This is a genomic window from Variovorax ginsengisoli (genome assembly GCF_030486595.1).
GTDB classification, from domain to species: Bacteria; Pseudomonadota; Gammaproteobacteria; order Burkholderiales; family Burkholderiaceae_C; genus Variovorax; species Variovorax ginsengisoli_B.
The window spans coordinates 140,080-155,260 of record NZ_JAUJZH010000019.1 but is presented as its reverse complement, the minus strand read 5'-3'; the positions used below and the strand labels follow the sequence as shown (position 1 = coordinate 155,260).

At 69.0% G+C, this 15,181-nt stretch carries 14 protein-coding genes; 13 read left to right on the top strand and 1 reads right to left on the bottom strand.

The window, feature by feature from the left end; translation table 11 throughout:
- The 3 genes from QZH52_RS24395 to QZH52_RS24385 all read left to right on the top strand — a co-directional run.
- The coding region (locus QZH52_RS24395; RefSeq protein WP_301813088.1) for a hypothetical protein at window positions 1-385 on the top strand (385 nt) is incomplete at its 5' end.
- Between the two features lie 116 nt (window positions 386-501).
- Complete coding sequence (locus tag QZH52_RS24390; RefSeq protein WP_301813086.1) at window positions 502-2,406, top strand: ATP-binding cassette domain-containing protein; 1,905 nt, start codon at window positions 502-504, stop codon at window positions 2,404-2,406.
- A 75-nt stretch (window positions 2,407-2,481) separates the two neighbouring features.
- Window positions 2,482-4,227 (top strand): phospholipase D family protein, encoded by a 1,746-nt coding sequence (locus tag QZH52_RS24385; RefSeq protein WP_301813085.1) that lies wholly within the window; start codon window positions 2,482-2,484, stop codon window positions 4,225-4,227.
- Window positions 4,228-4,246: 19 nt separating this feature from the next.
- Here QZH52_RS24385 and QZH52_RS24380 read toward each other — a convergent pair whose 3' ends face one another.
- Complete coding sequence (locus QZH52_RS24380) at window positions 4,247-5,671, bottom strand: aminotransferase-like domain-containing protein (RefSeq protein WP_301813083.1); 1,425 nt, start codon at window positions 5,669-5,671, stop codon at window positions 4,247-4,249.
- 102 nt (window positions 5,672-5,773) lie between these two features.
- Here QZH52_RS24380 and QZH52_RS24375 point away from each other — a divergent pair, with 102 nt between their 5' ends.
- The 10 genes from QZH52_RS24375 to QZH52_RS24330 all read left to right on the top strand — a co-directional run bounded on the left by QZH52_RS24375 (window position 5,774) and on the right by QZH52_RS24330 (window position 15,179).
- Window positions 5,774-6,373: a LysE family translocator gene (locus QZH52_RS24375; protein ID WP_301813081.1), complete on the top strand. Its 600-nt coding sequence runs from the start codon at window positions 5,774-5,776 to the stop codon at window positions 6,371-6,373.
- On the top strand, window positions 6,370-7,299 hold the full coding sequence (locus QZH52_RS24370; RefSeq protein WP_301813079.1) for a DMT family transporter: 930 nt from the start codon (window positions 6,370-6,372) through the stop codon (window positions 7,297-7,299). Before QZH52_RS24375 ends, QZH52_RS24370 begins: the two co-directional genes overlap by 4 nt.
- A gap of 25 nt (window positions 7,300-7,324) precedes the next feature.
- Complete coding sequence (locus QZH52_RS24365; RefSeq protein WP_301813077.1) at window positions 7,325-8,539, top strand: aminotransferase-like domain-containing protein; 1,215 nt, start codon at window positions 7,325-7,327, stop codon at window positions 8,537-8,539.
- Between the two features lie 21 nt (window positions 8,540-8,560).
- Complete coding sequence (locus QZH52_RS24360) at window positions 8,561-9,196, top strand: LysE family translocator (RefSeq protein WP_286520153.1); 636 nt, start codon at window positions 8,561-8,563, stop codon at window positions 9,194-9,196.
- 2 nt (window positions 9,197-9,198) lie between these two features.
- Entirely contained in the window at window positions 9,199-9,840 is a 642-nt protein-coding gene (locus QZH52_RS24355) for a glutathione S-transferase (RefSeq protein WP_301813075.1), read from the top strand.
- 8 nt (window positions 9,841-9,848) lie between these two features.
- The gene (locus QZH52_RS24350) at window positions 9,849-10,754 is read left to right on the top strand and encodes a PhzF family phenazine biosynthesis protein (protein ID WP_301813074.1); all 906 of its coding nucleotides are present in this window, start codon (window positions 9,849-9,851) and stop codon (window positions 10,752-10,754) included.
- Window positions 10,755-10,784: 30 nt separating this feature from the next.
- On the top strand, window positions 10,785-11,471 hold the full coding sequence (locus tag QZH52_RS24345) for a VOC family protein (protein ID WP_301813072.1): 687 nt from the start codon (window positions 10,785-10,787) through the stop codon (window positions 11,469-11,471).
- A 507-nt stretch (window positions 11,472-11,978) separates the two neighbouring features.
- Window positions 11,979-14,147 carry a PAS domain-containing hybrid sensor histidine kinase/response regulator gene (locus tag QZH52_RS24340; protein WP_301813071.1) on the top strand — a complete coding sequence of 723 codons (2,169 nt, stop codon included), beginning with the start codon at window positions 11,979-11,981 and terminating at the stop codon, window positions 14,145-14,147.
- A 123-nt stretch (window positions 14,148-14,270) separates the two neighbouring features.
- Window positions 14,271-14,420 (top strand): hypothetical protein, encoded by a 150-nt coding sequence (locus tag QZH52_RS24335; protein ID WP_301813070.1) that lies wholly within the window; start codon window positions 14,271-14,273, stop codon window positions 14,418-14,420.
- Between the two features lie 84 nt (window positions 14,421-14,504).
- Window positions 14,505-15,179, top strand: a complete 675-nt coding sequence (locus tag QZH52_RS24330) for a histidine phosphatase family protein (RefSeq protein ID WP_301813067.1) — start codon at window positions 14,505-14,507, stop codon at window positions 15,177-15,179.
- The last annotated feature ends 2 nt before the right edge of the window (window positions 15,180-15,181 follow it).

Sequence of the window (15,181 nt, the reverse complement as noted above, 5' to 3'; positions counted from 1 at the left end):
GCTGTATATTTTTAACGATCCGTCAAAACAATCTCTTGTTTTGCTTGCTTCGCTGCGATCAGCGGAGCCTTCGATTATGACACGGTTTTTTAAGAACCGGCAAACTTTTTTCGCTTTCTTTCGCTTCTCACAACCGCTTCACTGGGAAGCCGCTGCAGTTCGCGTTTTCTGCGGAGCCTTCGATTATGACACAGTTTTTTCAACTTCGTCAACCTCGAGAGGTCTTTTTCTTTCCCGCCAGTCACTTCGATCAACTCGCAACCCGGAAGCTGCCTCGTCGCCGTCGTTTTCAGCGGAGCCTTCAATTATGACACGATTCTTAGAACCAGATCAAGACCGAAGGGCCTTTTTTGTTCTCGGCGATCTTGCGATCTTCTTGTTGTAGTCCCCTGAAGTTTCCTTCCTGGAACCCGGCGAAGTTGCCTTCGCGTTTTGCCGAGCCCACGAGTATATGCCACTTTTGGAGCCTCGCCGGCACTTCGCTCCGATAATCGCTCCCACATGGCACTCATCACACTCCTCGACGCGCAACTCGCGTTCGGCCACGTCCCGCTGCTCGACCATGCGGACTTCTCTCTCATCGAAGCGGAGCGCATCGGCTTGATCGGCCGCAACGGCGCGGGCAAGTCCTCGCTGCTCAAGATACTGGCGGGGCTCGAGAAGCCGGACGACGGCACGCTCCAGATACAACAGAACGTGCGCGTGACCTATGTCGCCCAGGAGCCCGTGCTGGACATGGAGGCGGACGTCTTCACGGCCGCCAGCGCGGGACTGGGCGAGGTGATCGCGATCCGCGACCAGTACCTGTCGGGCGCGCCCGGGCTGGACCTGGACGCCCTGCAGTCCCAGATCGAGTCCTTCGACGCCTGGAACTGGGAACAGCGCGTGGAAGAAACGCTGCATCGGCTGCATCTCGATGGCGCCGCCCGCGTCGGCTCGCTGTCGGGCGGCACGCGCAAGCGCGTCGCCCTGGCGCAGGCACTGGTGGCCGCCCCCGACGTGCTGCTGCTGGACGAGCCCACCAACCACCTGGACCTCGATTCGATCGAGTGGCTGGAGCAGTTGCTGATCGACTTCAAGGGCAGCGTGGTGACCATCACCCACGACCGCAGCTTCCTGAACCGAGTCGCCACCCGGATCGTGGAGCTCGACCGCGGCAAGCTCGGCTCCTACCCGGGCAATTTCGAGCAGTACCTTCTACAGAAGGAAGAGCAGCTGGCCCAGGAAGCGGTGATCAATGCCAAGGCCGACAAGCTGCTGGCGCAGGAGGAGATCTGGATCCGCAAAGGCGTGGAGGCGCGCCGCACGCGCAGCCAGAGCCGCATCAGCCGGCTGCAGGAGCTGCGCGCCAACCGCGCGTCCCGGCGCGAGGTGCAGGGCAGCGTGAACATGGACGTGGCCTCGGGGCAGTCGAGCGGCAAGATCGTGGCGGAGCTGACCGAGGCGACGAAGTCCTTCGGCGACAAGACTGTGATCCGCGGCTTCACCGGCACCATCCTGCGAGGCGACAAGGTCGGCCTGATCGGCCCCAACGGCGCCGGCAAGACCACGCTGCTGAAGCTGATCCTCGGCGAGCTCGAGCCCGATGCCGGCAAGATCCGCCGCGGCGCCAACCTGCAGGTGGCCTATTTCGACCAGATGCGCAACGCGCTGAACCTGGACGCCACGCTGGAAGACTTCATCAGCCCGGGCAGCGAATGGATCGAGATCGGCAACCAGCGCAAGCACGTCAAGAGCTACTTGGCCGATTTCCTGTTCTCGCCGGCGCGCGCGCATTCGCCGGTGCGCTCGCTGAGCGGCGGCGAGCGCAATCGGCTGCTGCTGGCCCGCCTGTTCGCGCGGCCGGCCAACGTGCTGGTGCTCGACGAGCCGACCAACGACCTCGATATCGACACACTGGAATTGCTCGAGGACCTGCTGCAGAACTACGACGGCACCGTGTTCCTGGTAAGTCATGACCGGACCTTCCTCGACAACGTGGTGACCAGCACCATCGCCTTCGAGGGCGACGGCCGCTGGCGCGAGTACGAGGGCAGCGTGCAGGACTGGCTGACCCAATCCAAGCGTGCCCGCGAGATCGCGCAGCAGCGCGCCGCGGCCGCACCGCCGCCGGCCACCGCCGCCCCGGTCACTGCCGCGCCGCCCCCCGCGGCCGCCGCCAAGCCCGCGGCGACCCGCAAGAAGCTCAGCTACAAGGAACAGCGCGAACTCGAGACGCTGCCGGCGCGGATCGCCGAGCTCGAGGAAGAACAGAAGCGGATCAGCGAGATCCTGGCGCTCGACGGCGGCGCGATCTACGCCACCGACGCCTCGCGGGCGGCCGAGCTTGCCGAGCGCCATGCCCGCATCGACGAAGAGCTGATGGCCGCACTGGAACGCTGGGAAGCGCTCGGGTCCGCAGGCTAGCGGAGGCTTTGTCCGACGCGGCGGGGGAAGACGGCGCTCTATATATAGCGCCGTCCTGGTTCTTTTCCTCGCCTCATGCCATTTAGAAACGCCCTCGGGCGAACCGCCGCCTGCCTCGCACTCTTCCTGGCCCTGGGCCTCGGGGCCTGCGCGGAACTGCCCAAGGACGTCGATCGGCCGGTCTCGACCGCGCTGCCCGCTCCCGCAACGACACCGCTGGGCGAGCTGGTGCAGCAGCGGCGGGCCGCCGCCGGCACGCGCTACGAATCCGGCTTCGTCCTGCTCGACGGGGCACCGGCCGCGTATGGCAGTCGGCTGGCGCTGGTCGAGGGCGCCCGCAAGACGCTGGACCTGCAGTACTACGCGATCCACGCCGACGCCAGCACGGCCCGGCTGCTGAAGGCGGTGCGCGAGGCCGCCGAGCGCGGCGTGCGGATTCGAATCCTGCTCGACGATCTGCACAGCACCGGCCGGGACGCGGTCGTGATGCGAATGGCGCTGGTGCCGAATGTAGAGATGCGGATGTTCAATCCGCTGGCGGGCGCCCGCGCCTCGACGCTGGGCCGCCTGTTCGGCTCCATCGACGATGCCGCGCGGATCCAGCAGCGCATGCACAACAAGCTGTTCATTGCCGACAACGTGCTGGCGGTGGCCGGCGGCCGGAACCTCGGCGACGCCTACTTCGGCAAGGACCGCAAGGGCAACTTCATCGATCTCGACGTGCTGGTGGCGGGGCCGCTGGTACAGGACCTGTCCCGGAGCTTCGACGCCTACTGGAACAACGAGCGCGCCTACCCGGTGCAGTCCTTGGTCACGGCCAAGGACCTGGACCAGATCCGCGAGCAGGCGCGCGCCGACGCCAAGGCGGAGCGCGAACGGCAGGCCGGCAACCCGCCGCCGGCCGATGGCGCAGCGGACACCGGCGCCTCCGCCGCCGAGGTCCGCGCGCAGGTCTGGGACGAACGGCCATTGGACCTCCGGACCGCCGATTTCGTCTGGGCCCCGGCGGTCGTGCTGGCCGACAAGCCGGGCAAGATCCCGCCGGACGGCGCCAATGCCAGCGCCGATGTCGGCAAGGCACCCGGACTCACGGTGACGCAGACGGGCCGGCGCCCGCAGGGCGGGGCCGCAAAGAACGATGCGTCGCTTGCTGCCGCAGCCGACGCCGCGGCCGATGGCGAGACGGTGGTCGATGGACTGCTGCAGCTGATCGGCCAGGCCCGCAGCGACCTGCTGGTGATCTCGCCCTATTTCGTGCCCGGCGCCGACATGAAACAGGCCTTCGCCGCGGCCCGGGCCCGTGGGGTGCGAATCCGCGTGCTGACCAACTCACTGGCGTCGAACGATGCGCCCGTGGCCCATGTGGGCTACGCCCGGCATCGCGACGAACTGCTCGCGATGGGCGTGGAGCTCTACGAACTGCGCAGCGAGCAGGCCGGACTCGGCAACGCATTCGGTTCAGGCAGCGGCGGCGGCAGCGCGCCGGGCGGATCGCGCTCGATGCTGCATTCGAAGGTGCTGGTGATCGACGGCCGGCTGCTGGTGGTCGGGTCGATGAACCTGGACCTGCGCTCGCAGCACCAGAACACCGAGATCGCAGTGCTGGTGCGCAGCGATACGCTGTCGCGGACGGCCGCCCAGAAGATCGACCAGGTGATGCGCGAAGGCGCTTGGCACGTGGTGCGCAGCGACGGGCGCATGGTGTGGAAGGCGCCCGAAGGCAGCGGCCTCGAGGACGCCACCGCCGAGCCCGACACCAGCGCGGGCCTGCGGGCGATGGTGAAGCTCTTCGGCCCCCTGGCACCGGACGCCCTGCTCTGAGCGCTGGGCGCAGCCCCGGTCAGATCTGGTCGCGGACCCTCGCGAACACCTTCCAGAAGGTCGCGTCCTGCGCGGTCGCGAAGTTGATCCGCATCAGCGTGGTCGGCGGCCGCCGGGCATGGAACAGCGAGCCGGGCGCCAGCAGATAGCCCTCGTCGAGCATGCGCTGGGTCAGCGCGTCGGTGTCGACACCGGTGTCGACCCAGCCGAACAGGCCGGCCGGCTCCGAGGCCAGCGTGCAGCCGGCGGCCAGTGCCAGCTTGACCGTGCGGCCGCGGGCGCCGTCGAGCCTGACGCGCACCCGCTCGGCATGCCGGCGCAGCTGGCCCTGGTCGATGCACCAGGCCAACGCGCGCTCGAACAGCGCGGGCGAGGTCAGGGTCGCGAGCAGCTTGGTCTCGAGCAGGCGGCCGATCAGCGCCGGCGAGGCGGCGACGAAGCCGATGCGCCAGTTGGGCGCCAGGATCTTGGCGAAGCCGCCGACATAGATGGTGCGCTGCAGCCCGTCCATCGCGCAGAGGCGGGTCGCGTGTTCGGGCGCCAGGTGGCTGTAGGTGTCGTCCTCGACGATGTGGAAGTCGTGCCGGTTGGCGAGCTGCAGCACCCGGTGCGCGCTGCCCGGCGTCAGGCTGTAGCCGGTCGGGTTGTGCAGCACGCTCACGCTGACGAAGAGCTTGGGCTTGTGGGCGTCGCCCGCCGTGCAGTAGCGCTCCATCACCTCCAGGTCGGGGCCGTCGGCCTTGCGCGGCACCGGCAGGATGCGCATTCCCAGCGCCTCGAGTCGCGCGAACTCGAGCGCCCAGCCCGGCTCCTCGACCATCACGGGATCGCCGGGCCGCAGCAGGGTGCGGCTCACGATGTCGAGCGCATGGGTGGCGCCGATGGTGGTCACGATCTGCTCGGGCGCGGCCGGCACGCTGATGGCGGCCAGCCGGGTCGACAGGCTGCGCCGCAGGCTGCCGTCGCCCGCGGGCTCGCCATACTGCAGCGACAGTTCCTGCAGCGCCTTGCCGCTGGTCACCCGGCGCACCGCCGCCGGCATGAAGGTCGATTCGAGCCAGTCGGGCGGAAAGACGCCCATGCCGGGCTGCGGCTTGTCGCTCGGGCGATGGAACATGCCGCGGATGAGCGTGCTGGCATCGGCCGCCACCAGGGGCGCGGGTGCCAGGGCCGGCGCCGGGCCGGCGCTGTCCGGCGGCGGACCCGCGGCGGGGCCCGAATCGCGCACGTAGAAGCCGCGCTGGCGGCGCGCCTCGACCAGGCCCTGGGCCAGCAATTGATCGTAGGCGGCAACCACGGTGTGCGGGCTCACACCCTGCTGGCGCGCACACTCTCGAACCGAAGGGAGCCGCGCGCCGGGCGGCAGCAAGCGGTTGCGGATGCGCTCGGAAAAGCGGTCGGCGAGCTGCCCGGTCAGTGACTGGGCGGAGGTTCGTGTCAGCATGACGCGTATTGTTCTGTGTCAACGGGTCGACAGATACAGATGGCTTCCATGTTCGACTATCTGTATCGGTACTGTAATGGTCATCAGTTTAAAGTGTGTCCCATGAACTGGCAAGAATTCACTGCGCTGCTGGTGTTGGCCACGGCGATGAGTTTCTCGCCGGGCCCCAACACCACGCTGTCGACCGCGCTCGCCGCCAACGGCGGCCTGCCCCGCGCCATGCGCTTCGTCTGGGCCGTGCCGGTCGGCTGGAGCCTGCTGCTCGCCCTGTGTGCGGCCGGCATCGGCGCCCTGGTGGTCGCGGCGCCTTCGCTGCGCTGGTTCATCAAGGCCTTCGGCATCGCCTACCTGCTCTGGCTGGCCTGGAAGCTCAGCGGCAGCCGGGCCCTCGGCCAGGCCGACGGCGCGCAGCTGCGGGTCGGCTTCAAGCAGGGCGTGATGCTCCAGTTCCTCAACATCAAGGCCTGGCTGCTGGCGCTGACCCTGGTCGCCAACTTCATCGCCGGCCAGTCCGATGCCTTGCAGCGCTACGCGATCGTGGCGCCGGTGATGCTGGTCTATGCCTTCGCCAGCAACTTCCTCTATGCGCTGGCCGGCGCCGTGCTGCGCCATTGGCTGGCCCAGGGACAGCGCCTGCTGTGGTTCAACCGCGCGATGGCGGCCCTGCTGGCACTCACGGCCTGGTGGATGGCGGGCGCATGAAGACCCGAGACGAAACCCTCGGCATGTGGCTGGGCGTGCTCGGCGTCGCCATCTTCGCGGTGACGCTGCCGATGACCCGGCTGGCGACCGGCACGCAGGCCGCCCCGCAGCTCTCGCCCTGGTTCGTGACGCTCGGGCGGGCGGCGCTGGCCGGCGTCCTGTCGGTGATCTTTCTGCTCGCCACCCGCTCGCCGCGACCGCAGCGCGTGCACTGGAAGCCGCTCGGCATGGCGGTGCTCGGCAACGCGATCGGCTACCCCTTGCTGCTCGCCTATGCGCTGCGCGTGGTCAGTGCCAGCCATGCCGCGGTGATCACCGCGCTGTTGCCGCTGGTGACCGCGGCCTGCGCCGCCTGGGTGCTGCACCAGCGCGCGCGCCTGGGCTTCTGGCTCTGCGCCATCGCCGGCAGTGCGCTGGTGGTCGCGTTCTCGGTGCTGCGGGCCCAGTCGCACGGCAGCGGCTTTGGCTTCGAGTGGGCCGACGTGCTGCTGGTGGGGGCGGTCGTGGCCGCCTCGCTGGGCTACATCTACGGCGCCCAGGTGACGCCGGCGCTCGGCGCCGAGCGCGTGATCTGCTGGGTCTGCGCGATGGCGCTGCCTGTGACCTTGCCCGGCACCCTGCTGCTGTGGCCCGCACAGCCGGTCGCGGCTTCGGCCTGGGTCGGCTTCGTCTACGTCGGCGTGTTCTCGATGTGGATGGGCTTCTTCGCCTGGTACCGCGGGCTGGCGATGGGCGGCGCACTGCGCGTCAGCCAGACCCAGCTGCTGCAGCCCTTCCTCTCGATCCTGGCGGCCGTGCCGCTGCTCGGCGAGCCGCTCGATGTCGTCACGCTCGGCTTCGCCGCGGCGGTGGTGGCCACCGTGGTCGCAGGCAAGAAGCTGTCCCAGCCGCGCGCGCCGCTGGTCGCCGCCGCGGCCTCCCGTTAGTCTCACGCACTCCAAAGGAAACAACATGAACTGGAAACTCGCCGCCCGCGCCGAAAAGATGAATCCTTCGGTGCTGCGTGAAATCCTCAAGGTCACCGAACGCCCCGGCATCATCAGCCTGGCCGGCGGCCTGCCCTCGCCCAAGGCCTTCCCGATCAACGCCTTCGCCGAAGCCTGCGCCGAAGTGCTGCACAAGGATGGCCAGGCCGCCCTGCAGTACGGCGCGAGCGAAGGCTACACCCCGCTTCGCGAAGCGGTGGCCGCGATGCTGCCCTGGCCGGTGGACCCGGCGCAGGTGCTGATCACCACCGGATCGCAGCAGGGCCTGGACCTGGTCGCCAAGGTGCTGCTCGACCCGGGCAGCCGGGTGCTGGTCGAGACGCCGACCTACCTCGGCGCCCTCCAGGCCTTCTCGCCGATGGAGCCGGAGCCGGTCAGCGTCGCCAGCGACAACGAGGGCGTGGTGGTCGACGACATGGTTGCCAAGGCGCAGGACGCACGCTTCATCTACCTGCTGCCCAATTTCCAGAACCCGACCGGCCGCACCATGACCGAGGAACGCCGCGCCGCGGTGTCGGCGGCCGCCGCGAAGGCCGGCCTGCCGATCGTCGAGGACAACCCCTACGGCGAGCTCTGGTTCGACAGCGCGCCGGCGCTGCCGCTGACGGCCCGCAACCCCGACGGCTGCATCTACCTGGGCTCGTTCTCGAAGGTGCTGGCACCCGGCCTGCGCCTGGGCTTCATGGTGGCGCCCAAGGCGATCTTCCCCAAGCTGCTGCAGGCCAAGCAGGCGGCCGACCTGCATTCGCCGAGCTTCAACCAGCGCATGGTGCACGAGGTCATGAAGGACGGCTTCCTGTCGCGCCACGTGCCGACCATCCGGGCCCTCTACAAGCGCCAGTGCGAGGCCATGGTGGCGGCGCTGCAGCGCGAGATGAAGGGCCTGTCGGTCGAGTTCGTCAAGCCGGCCGGCGGCATGTTCCTGTGGGTGCGGCTGCCCGAGGGCATCGATACCGTGGCGCTGCTGCCGAAGGCGGTCGAGCGCGGCGTGGCCTTCGTGCCGGGCGCGCCTTTCTATGCCGGCCAGGGCGATCCGCGCACCTTGCGCCTGTCCTTCGTGACCGCCAGCGTCGACGAGATCGACACCGCGATCGCCGCCCTGGCCGAGGTCGTGCGCGAACAGCTCGCCCACCACATGGCGGCCGAGGTGCAGCGGCAGCTGGCCGCCAGTCCCGCCTGACACGCCCCGCAGCCCTCCGCGATGATCGACGCCGGAAGCTTCCTGCTGTTTCTCCTCGCGGTGCTGGCGTTGTTCGTCTCGCCCGGGCCCAACATGGCCTTCGTGCTCTCGCACGGCGTCTCGATGGGCCCGCGGGCCGGCCTCGCGGCCGGACTGGGCATCGCCGCGGCGGACCTCGTGCACACCGTGTCGGCGGCGACCGGCGTGACGGCGCTGGTGGCGGCCTGGCCGCCCGCCTTCGACCTGCTGCGCTACGCCGGCGCACTCTACCTGCTGTGGCTGGCCTGGCAGGCGCTGCGTGCCGGCAGCGTGTCGCCAAAGGCGCGGGCCGACGCCGCCAGCTTTGCGCGCGTGGTGCGCAGCGCCTGGCTCAACAACCTGGTGAATCCGAAGGCGCTGCTGTTCTTCATGGTGTTCCTGCCGCAGTTCGTCGACCCCGCGCGCGGCAGCGTGCCGATGCAGCTGGTGCTGCTGGGCATCACGCTGTCGCTGGCCGGCCTGCTCTTCAACACCCTGCTCGGCGCCTGCAGCGGGCAGGTCGGCCGCTGGCTGCAAAAACGCGGCGCGGCCGGCTTCCAGCGCGGACTGCTGGCTGCGATGATGGCGGGCCTGGCGTTGCGACTTCTTCTGCTCGATCGCCCATCGAAGGGACTCTGACAATGCTCAATATCTGGGGGCGCATCAGCTCCATCAACGTGCGCAAGGTGGTCTGGTGTGCCCAGGAACTCGGCCTCGACTTCCAGCGCACTGAGGCGGGCGGCCGCTTCGGCGTGGTGCAGACGCCCGAGTACCTGCGGCTCAACCCGAACGCCATGGTGCCGACCATCGACGACGGTGAGGGCGCCGACCGGGTCACGCTGTGGGAGTCGAACGTGATCGTGCGCTACCTGTGCGCCAAGCACTCGCCCGGCAAGCTCTATCCCGAGCCGCTGGCCGCACGCTTCGATGCCGAACGCTGGATGGACTGGCAGCAGACCACCTTGAACCCGGTCAGCGGCGGCGCCTTCAGGCAATGGATCCGCACGCCGCCCGAGCAGCGGCAGCCCGAGGCGATCGCCTATTCGGTGCGCGCCACCGAGCCGCTGTTCGCACTGCTCGACGCCCATCTCGCCGACCGCGCGTTCATGTGCGGCGACAGCTTCACCATGGCCGACATCCCGGTCGGCTGCGAGGCGCACCGCTGGTTCGGGCTGCCCCAGACCGAATACACGCGGCCGGCCTGGCCGCATGTCGAGCGCTGGTTCGCCGACCTGCGCACCCGCGCCGCCGCCCGCGGCGTGCTCGACCTGGCCCTCGAATGACCACCACCATGATCTCCCGCCCCTTCAAGCAGGTCGACGTCTTCACGTCGACGCCCTATTTCGGCAATCCCCTCGCGGTCGTTCTCGACGGCAGCGGCATCGACGACGCCGCGATGCAGCGCTTCGCCGCCTGGACCAACCTGTCGGAGACCACGTTCGTGCTGCCGCCGACCGAGCCGACAGCCGACTACCGGGTGCGCATCTTCACGCCGGGCGGCGAACTGCCCTTCGCGGGCCATCCGACGCTCGGCAGCTGCCACGCGTGGCTGCAGGCCGGCGGCAAGCCGAAGGCGGCCGGCCACATCGTGCAGCAGAGCGCGGTGGGCCTGGTGGCGATCCGGCGCGAGGGCGAGCGCCTGGCCTTCGCCGCGCCGCCGGTGAAGCGCATCGCGCCGAGCCCGACCTTGCTGGCCAAGGTCGCGGCCGCGCTGGGGCTGAAGGCGCAACAGATCGTCACCGCCCAGCTGCTCGACAACGGGCCCGCCTGGCTCGGGCTGCTGCTCGCCGATGCCGACACGGTGCTCACGCTCAAGCCCGACCACCGCGCGCTGCGCGAACTGGGGCAGAAGGTCGGCGTCGCGGGCCTGCCGTCGTCGGCCGCCTCGCCGGTGCTGATCGCGCGCTCGAACCGCGAGGCGCGCGCCTTCGCGCGCACCGAAGAAGCGCCGGCCGACATCGAGGTGCGCGCCTTCGCGGCACCGGTCGGCATCGAGGAAGACCCGGTCACGGGCAGCTTCAACGCCAGCCTGGCGCAATGGCTGATCGCTGACGGGCATCTGCCCGAAAGCTATGTGGCGGCGCAAGGCCAGACCCTGGGGCGCGCGGGCCGTGTGCACATCCAGCGCGATGCCGACGGCCAGGTGTGGGTCGGCGGCGACTCGGTGACCTGCGTCGACGGCAGCGTGATGCTCTGACGACCACGCCGCGCTGAAACGGCCCGCACCATGCCGACGCGCATCGACCACCTCGTGCTGGCCGCCCGCAGCCTCGACGAGGGGGTGCGCTGGTGCGAAGCGACCTTCGGGGTGACGCCCGGCCCCGGTGGCATCCATCCGCTGATGGGCACGCACAACCGCCTGCTGAAGATCGGTTCGGCCGCCTTCCCGCGCGCCTACTTCGAGATCATCGCGATCGACCCGCATGCGAAGCAAGCGCGCGCCGGCGCACGCCACCGCTGGTTCGACCTCGACGACGGCGCGCTGCAGGCCGCGCTGGCGCGCCACGGCCCGCGCTTGGTGCACTTCGTGGCCGAGGTGCCGGACATCGAGGCGGCGGTGCATCGGCTGGCCGCGCTGCGCATCGACCGGGGCCACATCATCGAGGCCTCGCGCGACACGCCGGCGGGCCGGCTCTCGTGGCGCATCACGGTACGCAACGACGGCCAGCGGCTTTTCTATGGCGCGCTGCCGACGCTGATCGAATGGGGGGCCGTGCATCCGACCGACAGCATGGACGAATCCGGCGTCGTGTTGCGCGCGCTTGAGTTGTCGCATCCGCGGGCCGGCGACCTGGCGGCGGCGTTGGGGACGATCGGGTTGTCGGAGCTGTCGCTGGCCTCGGGGGCGCCGGGCCTGCGAGCGATGTTCGACACTCCGCGAGGGCCTGTGACACTGAACTCTGGCGGGGTCTGAGTCCGATTCGATGGCTTCGTCGACCCGGCCCAGGGCGCGTGCGCTATCGAGATCGCGAGTCGTTGCCGGCCAGCGCGCCGGGTCGCATGCGGACGATTTCCGCGTCGCCGTACTTGCGCGAACGCGACCACGCCTGCCGGCGCCTCCTGGCCGGGCACGCGCTTCGAAAGCACCATGCGAGCAAGAGCACAAATCCCCCGATCGGCCATCCCATTCGAAATCCCCCTGAAGCGCTTGACTACGTGACGCCATCTATCGCGGCACCTTGACTGCAAAGCAGCTCGTCCGCGAAACAGCCTGCGGAACACTTCCTCAAAAAACGTTGGAACAATCTCGCCGACACACCGGCGGCGTCTCTGAAAAGACGGAGGTAGTTCGTGCAGTGTTTCTCGAGAAACAGTCAATCCCCAATCTCTCTAGTGCAACTAAATGTGACGAGGACAACGATGGGCGAGCCGCCGCCTTGGCGGTTCACCACGGGAGATCGACATGACATAAGGTTCCACAATGCGTTCGAGGCTGGCCATCGAGCTCCACTGGTTCTGGATGGCGCTGGGTTCGCTGTGCATCATCGTGCTGGCGGCGGTCCAGTTCTTCCATGCCTTGAGCATCCAGCGCCGGGACGACGAACTCCGCGCCATCATCGATGCCGCGCCGCAGAGCCTGTTCTTCAAGGACACGGCCCTGCGGTATCGAGTGGTCACCCGGCTGCGCAAGGGCGCCATGCCGACAGGCCGCGAACTGGTCGATACCGTGATCCTGACCGACCCCAAGATCCGCGAGATCTGCGGCCTGGGCGCCGAGGCCGAGATCAGCTACCACGCGCTCTACCGCATGCTGCACCCGGCCGACCGCGCACGCGTGGCAGCAACGCTGGGCCTGGCGTACCGGCAGGGAACCGGCGCCTATCGCGACCAGTTCCGTGTTCGCGCCCGCGATGGCGTGACGCGCACGGTCGACGTGCGCGGCAGCCTGACGAAACAGGCCGGCCTGCGCCGCGACGAGATCCTGTTCACGGGCATCGCCAAGGACATCACGCGCGAAGAAGCGCTCAAGGCCGACCTCATCACCAAGGCCGAAGAGGCGCGCTCGGCGCTCGATGCCAAGCGGCAGTTCCTGGCCATGATGAGCCACGAGGTGCGCACTCCCCTCACCGGCATTCTCGGCATGATCGACCTGACGCTCGACACGCCCTTGAGCGACGCCCAGCGCGCCATGTTGACGCGAAGCCGTGAATCCTCGGTCGCACTGCTCACGATCATCAACGACATCCTCGACTTCTCGAAGATCACGGCGCGCAAGCTCGACCTCGAGAGCCGGCCGTTGTCCCTGCGCAGCCTGGTCGAGGACATCTGCATGACCCTGATGCCCGAAGCCGCGCGCAAGGGCATCGACCTCGGCTTCGAGGTCGATGCGCAGATTCCCGAGATCGTCCTCGGCGACGCCGTCCGGCTGCGCCAGGTGCTGACCAATCTCGTCGGCAATGCAGTCAAGTTCACGAAGCAGGGCGGCGTCAAGGTCGTGGTCGACCGGAGCGCCGGCGAGGCGCTGCTGCTGAGCGTGCAGGACAGCGGCATCGGCATCGACCCGGAGGCCGCGAAGACCATCTTCCTGCCGTTCAAGCAGGCCGATATCGCGACCACTCGGCGCTTCGGCGGGACCGGCCTGGGGCTGACCATCGTCAAGCAGCTGGTCGAGCTGATGGGCGGGCGCGTCCATTGCGAGAGCGAGCCTGGCGTTGGCAGCCGCTTTGTCGTGGCGCTGCCGCTGCAGCCCTGGATCCCCGGCGCGGGGGCGGTGCAGGGGCAGCCGGCGGCCGATCGGCCGGCAGCGGATGCGCTCGCGCGCTCAAGCACCACAGCTCCCATGGGCGAGGGGCGACGGCTGCTGCTGGCCGAAGACCATCCGATCAACCGCGAGGTCGTCGTCATGCAACTCGCCAAGCTGGGCTTCGCGTGCGACTGCGCCGAGGATGGCGAGGAGGCCTGGGAGCGGCTGCTGGCACCCGGCGCGGCCTATGCGATGCTGCTGACCGACTGCCATATGCCGCGGCTCAACGGCTACGACCTCACGACGCGCCTGCGCGAGCGCGAGGCGGCACTGGGCCTGCCGCGATTGCCGATCATCGCCTTGACCGCCAACGCCCTGCAGGGCGAGCACGAGCGCTGCCTGGCCCTGGGCATGGACAGCTACCTGTCCAAGCCGTTGCAGCTGCATGAGTTTCGTGAGGCGCTGGCCGGGATCCTGGCGCGAGGGCGGCCAGAGGGCCCCGCGCTCCCGCACGGCGCCGTGTCGCAGGCCACGTCAACGGCGCCGTACTATCCGGCCCTGACCCAGCTCTGCGGCGGACAACTCGACAAGGTGGCGGAGCTGCTGCGCATTTTCATCAGCACCACCGAAGGAGACCTGAAGGCGATGGACTTGGCGGCGGACGCGGACGACTCCCAGCAACTCAAGCAATTGGCCCATCGGCTCAGTTCGGCCTGCCACCAGCTCGACGAGACCCGAGCCACCGCCGCGCTCAAGGCCATCGAGCGCCAGGTCAGGGCCGGCGCAGCCGGGCTGGCGGCCGATGTCCGCGCTTTGCACGCGGCAACGCGGCTGGAACTGGCCGAGGTGCTCGCGCGCGCATCGGCGTTCGTGCGGACGCACGCGCCAGCGGCCGCCATCGAATGAAGAGCAAGGACGCGGGCATGGCCGAGATCTCGCTGGCGACCAGGCGGTGGCGCGGGCCCGCCCACAGAGCAGCTTCGACAGGAACAGCGGCGAGTCCGCGCCGCTGTCGCCGCGCGACTCGAGGTGCTGCACCTGTTCGCCTCCAGGCTTTCGGTCACCGAGATCGCCGAGCGTCCGTCGCGCAGCATCAAGACCGTGAGCCGGCAGAAGAACGACCTCGATGTCTTCGTCGACGCCAGCGAGCACCGGCTGACCTCGCAACCCGAGGGCTGACCGCTTGGCGAACCGCGGCGAGCGAGTCCATCCCGGTCGCCGCCGCGACCATCCCCGGCCCGCAACGCGGGCAAAATCCCCTCCATGGGAACCCTCTACCTCGTGCGCCACGGGCAGGCCAGCTTCGGCGCCGCCGACTATGACCAACTCAGCGACCTGGGCCGCAGGCAGTCCGTGCGGCTGGGCGAGTACTGGCGCGAGCGCGGCATGCGCTTCGACGCCGTGATCGCCGGCACGCTGAAGCGCCATCGCCAGACCTGGGAAGGCATCGCCGAGGGCTTGGGGATCGGGCACGAGGACGTGCTGCCCTGGCCCGGGCTCAACGAGTACGACAGCGAGGCGATCATTGCGACGGTCCATCCGGGCAAGCTCGAGAAGCCCGACTCGCCGGAGATGTACCGCCACCATTTCCGCCTGCTGCGCGACGGACTGGGCGCCTGGATGCAGGGGCGCACCGAACCGGTCGGCATGCCCAGCTACCTGGATTTCCTGGCCGGCGTGACGACCGCGCTGGACCACGTGCGCGACAAGCACCACGGTGCGAAGGTGCTGGTGGTGTCCAGCGGCGGTCCGATCAGCACCGCCGTGGGCCATGTGCTGGGCACCAGCCCCGAGACCACGGTCGAGCTGAACCTGCGGATCCGCAACACCGCGGTGACCGAATTCGCCTTCACGCCGAAGCGCCACATGCTGCTGACCTACAACACGCTGCCGCACCTCGACGGCCCGGCCTACGAAGGCTGGGTCACCTATTCCTGAGG

Bases quoted from the DNA above. Each gene is read 5' to 3' on its own strand.
- QZH52_RS24390 (WP_301813086.1), top strand. From the start codon at position 502: ATGGCACTCATCACACTCCTCGACGCGCAACTCGCGTTCGGCCACGTC.
- QZH52_RS24385 (WP_301813085.1), top strand. From the start codon at position 2,482: ATGCCATTTAGAAACGCCCTCGGGCGAACCGCCGCCTGCCTCGCACTC.
- QZH52_RS24380 (WP_301813083.1), bottom strand. From the start codon at position 5,671: ATGCTGACACGAACCTCCGCCCAGTCACTGACCGGGCAGCTCGCCGAC.
- QZH52_RS24375 (WP_301813081.1), top strand. From the start codon at position 5,774: ATGAACTGGCAAGAATTCACTGCGCTGCTGGTGTTGGCCACGGCGATG.
- QZH52_RS24370 (WP_301813079.1), top strand. From the start codon at position 6,370: ATGAAGACCCGAGACGAAACCCTCGGCATGTGGCTGGGCGTGCTCGGC.
- QZH52_RS24365 (WP_301813077.1), top strand. From the start codon at position 7,325: ATGAACTGGAAACTCGCCGCCCGCGCCGAAAAGATGAATCCTTCGGTG.
- QZH52_RS24360 (WP_286520153.1), top strand. From the start codon at position 8,561: ATGATCGACGCCGGAAGCTTCCTGCTGTTTCTCCTCGCGGTGCTGGCG.
- QZH52_RS24355 (WP_301813075.1), top strand. From the start codon at position 9,199: ATGCTCAATATCTGGGGGCGCATCAGCTCCATCAACGTGCGCAAGGTG.
- QZH52_RS24350 (WP_301813074.1), top strand. From the start codon at position 9,849: ATGATCTCCCGCCCCTTCAAGCAGGTCGACGTCTTCACGTCGACGCCC.
- QZH52_RS24345 (WP_301813072.1), top strand. From the start codon at position 10,785: ATGCCGACGCGCATCGACCACCTCGTGCTGGCCGCCCGCAGCCTCGAC.
- QZH52_RS24340 (WP_301813071.1), top strand. From the start codon at position 11,979: ATGCGTTCGAGGCTGGCCATCGAGCTCCACTGGTTCTGGATGGCGCTG.
- QZH52_RS24330 (WP_301813067.1), top strand. From the start codon at position 14,505: ATGGGAACCCTCTACCTCGTGCGCCACGGGCAGGCCAGCTTCGGCGCC.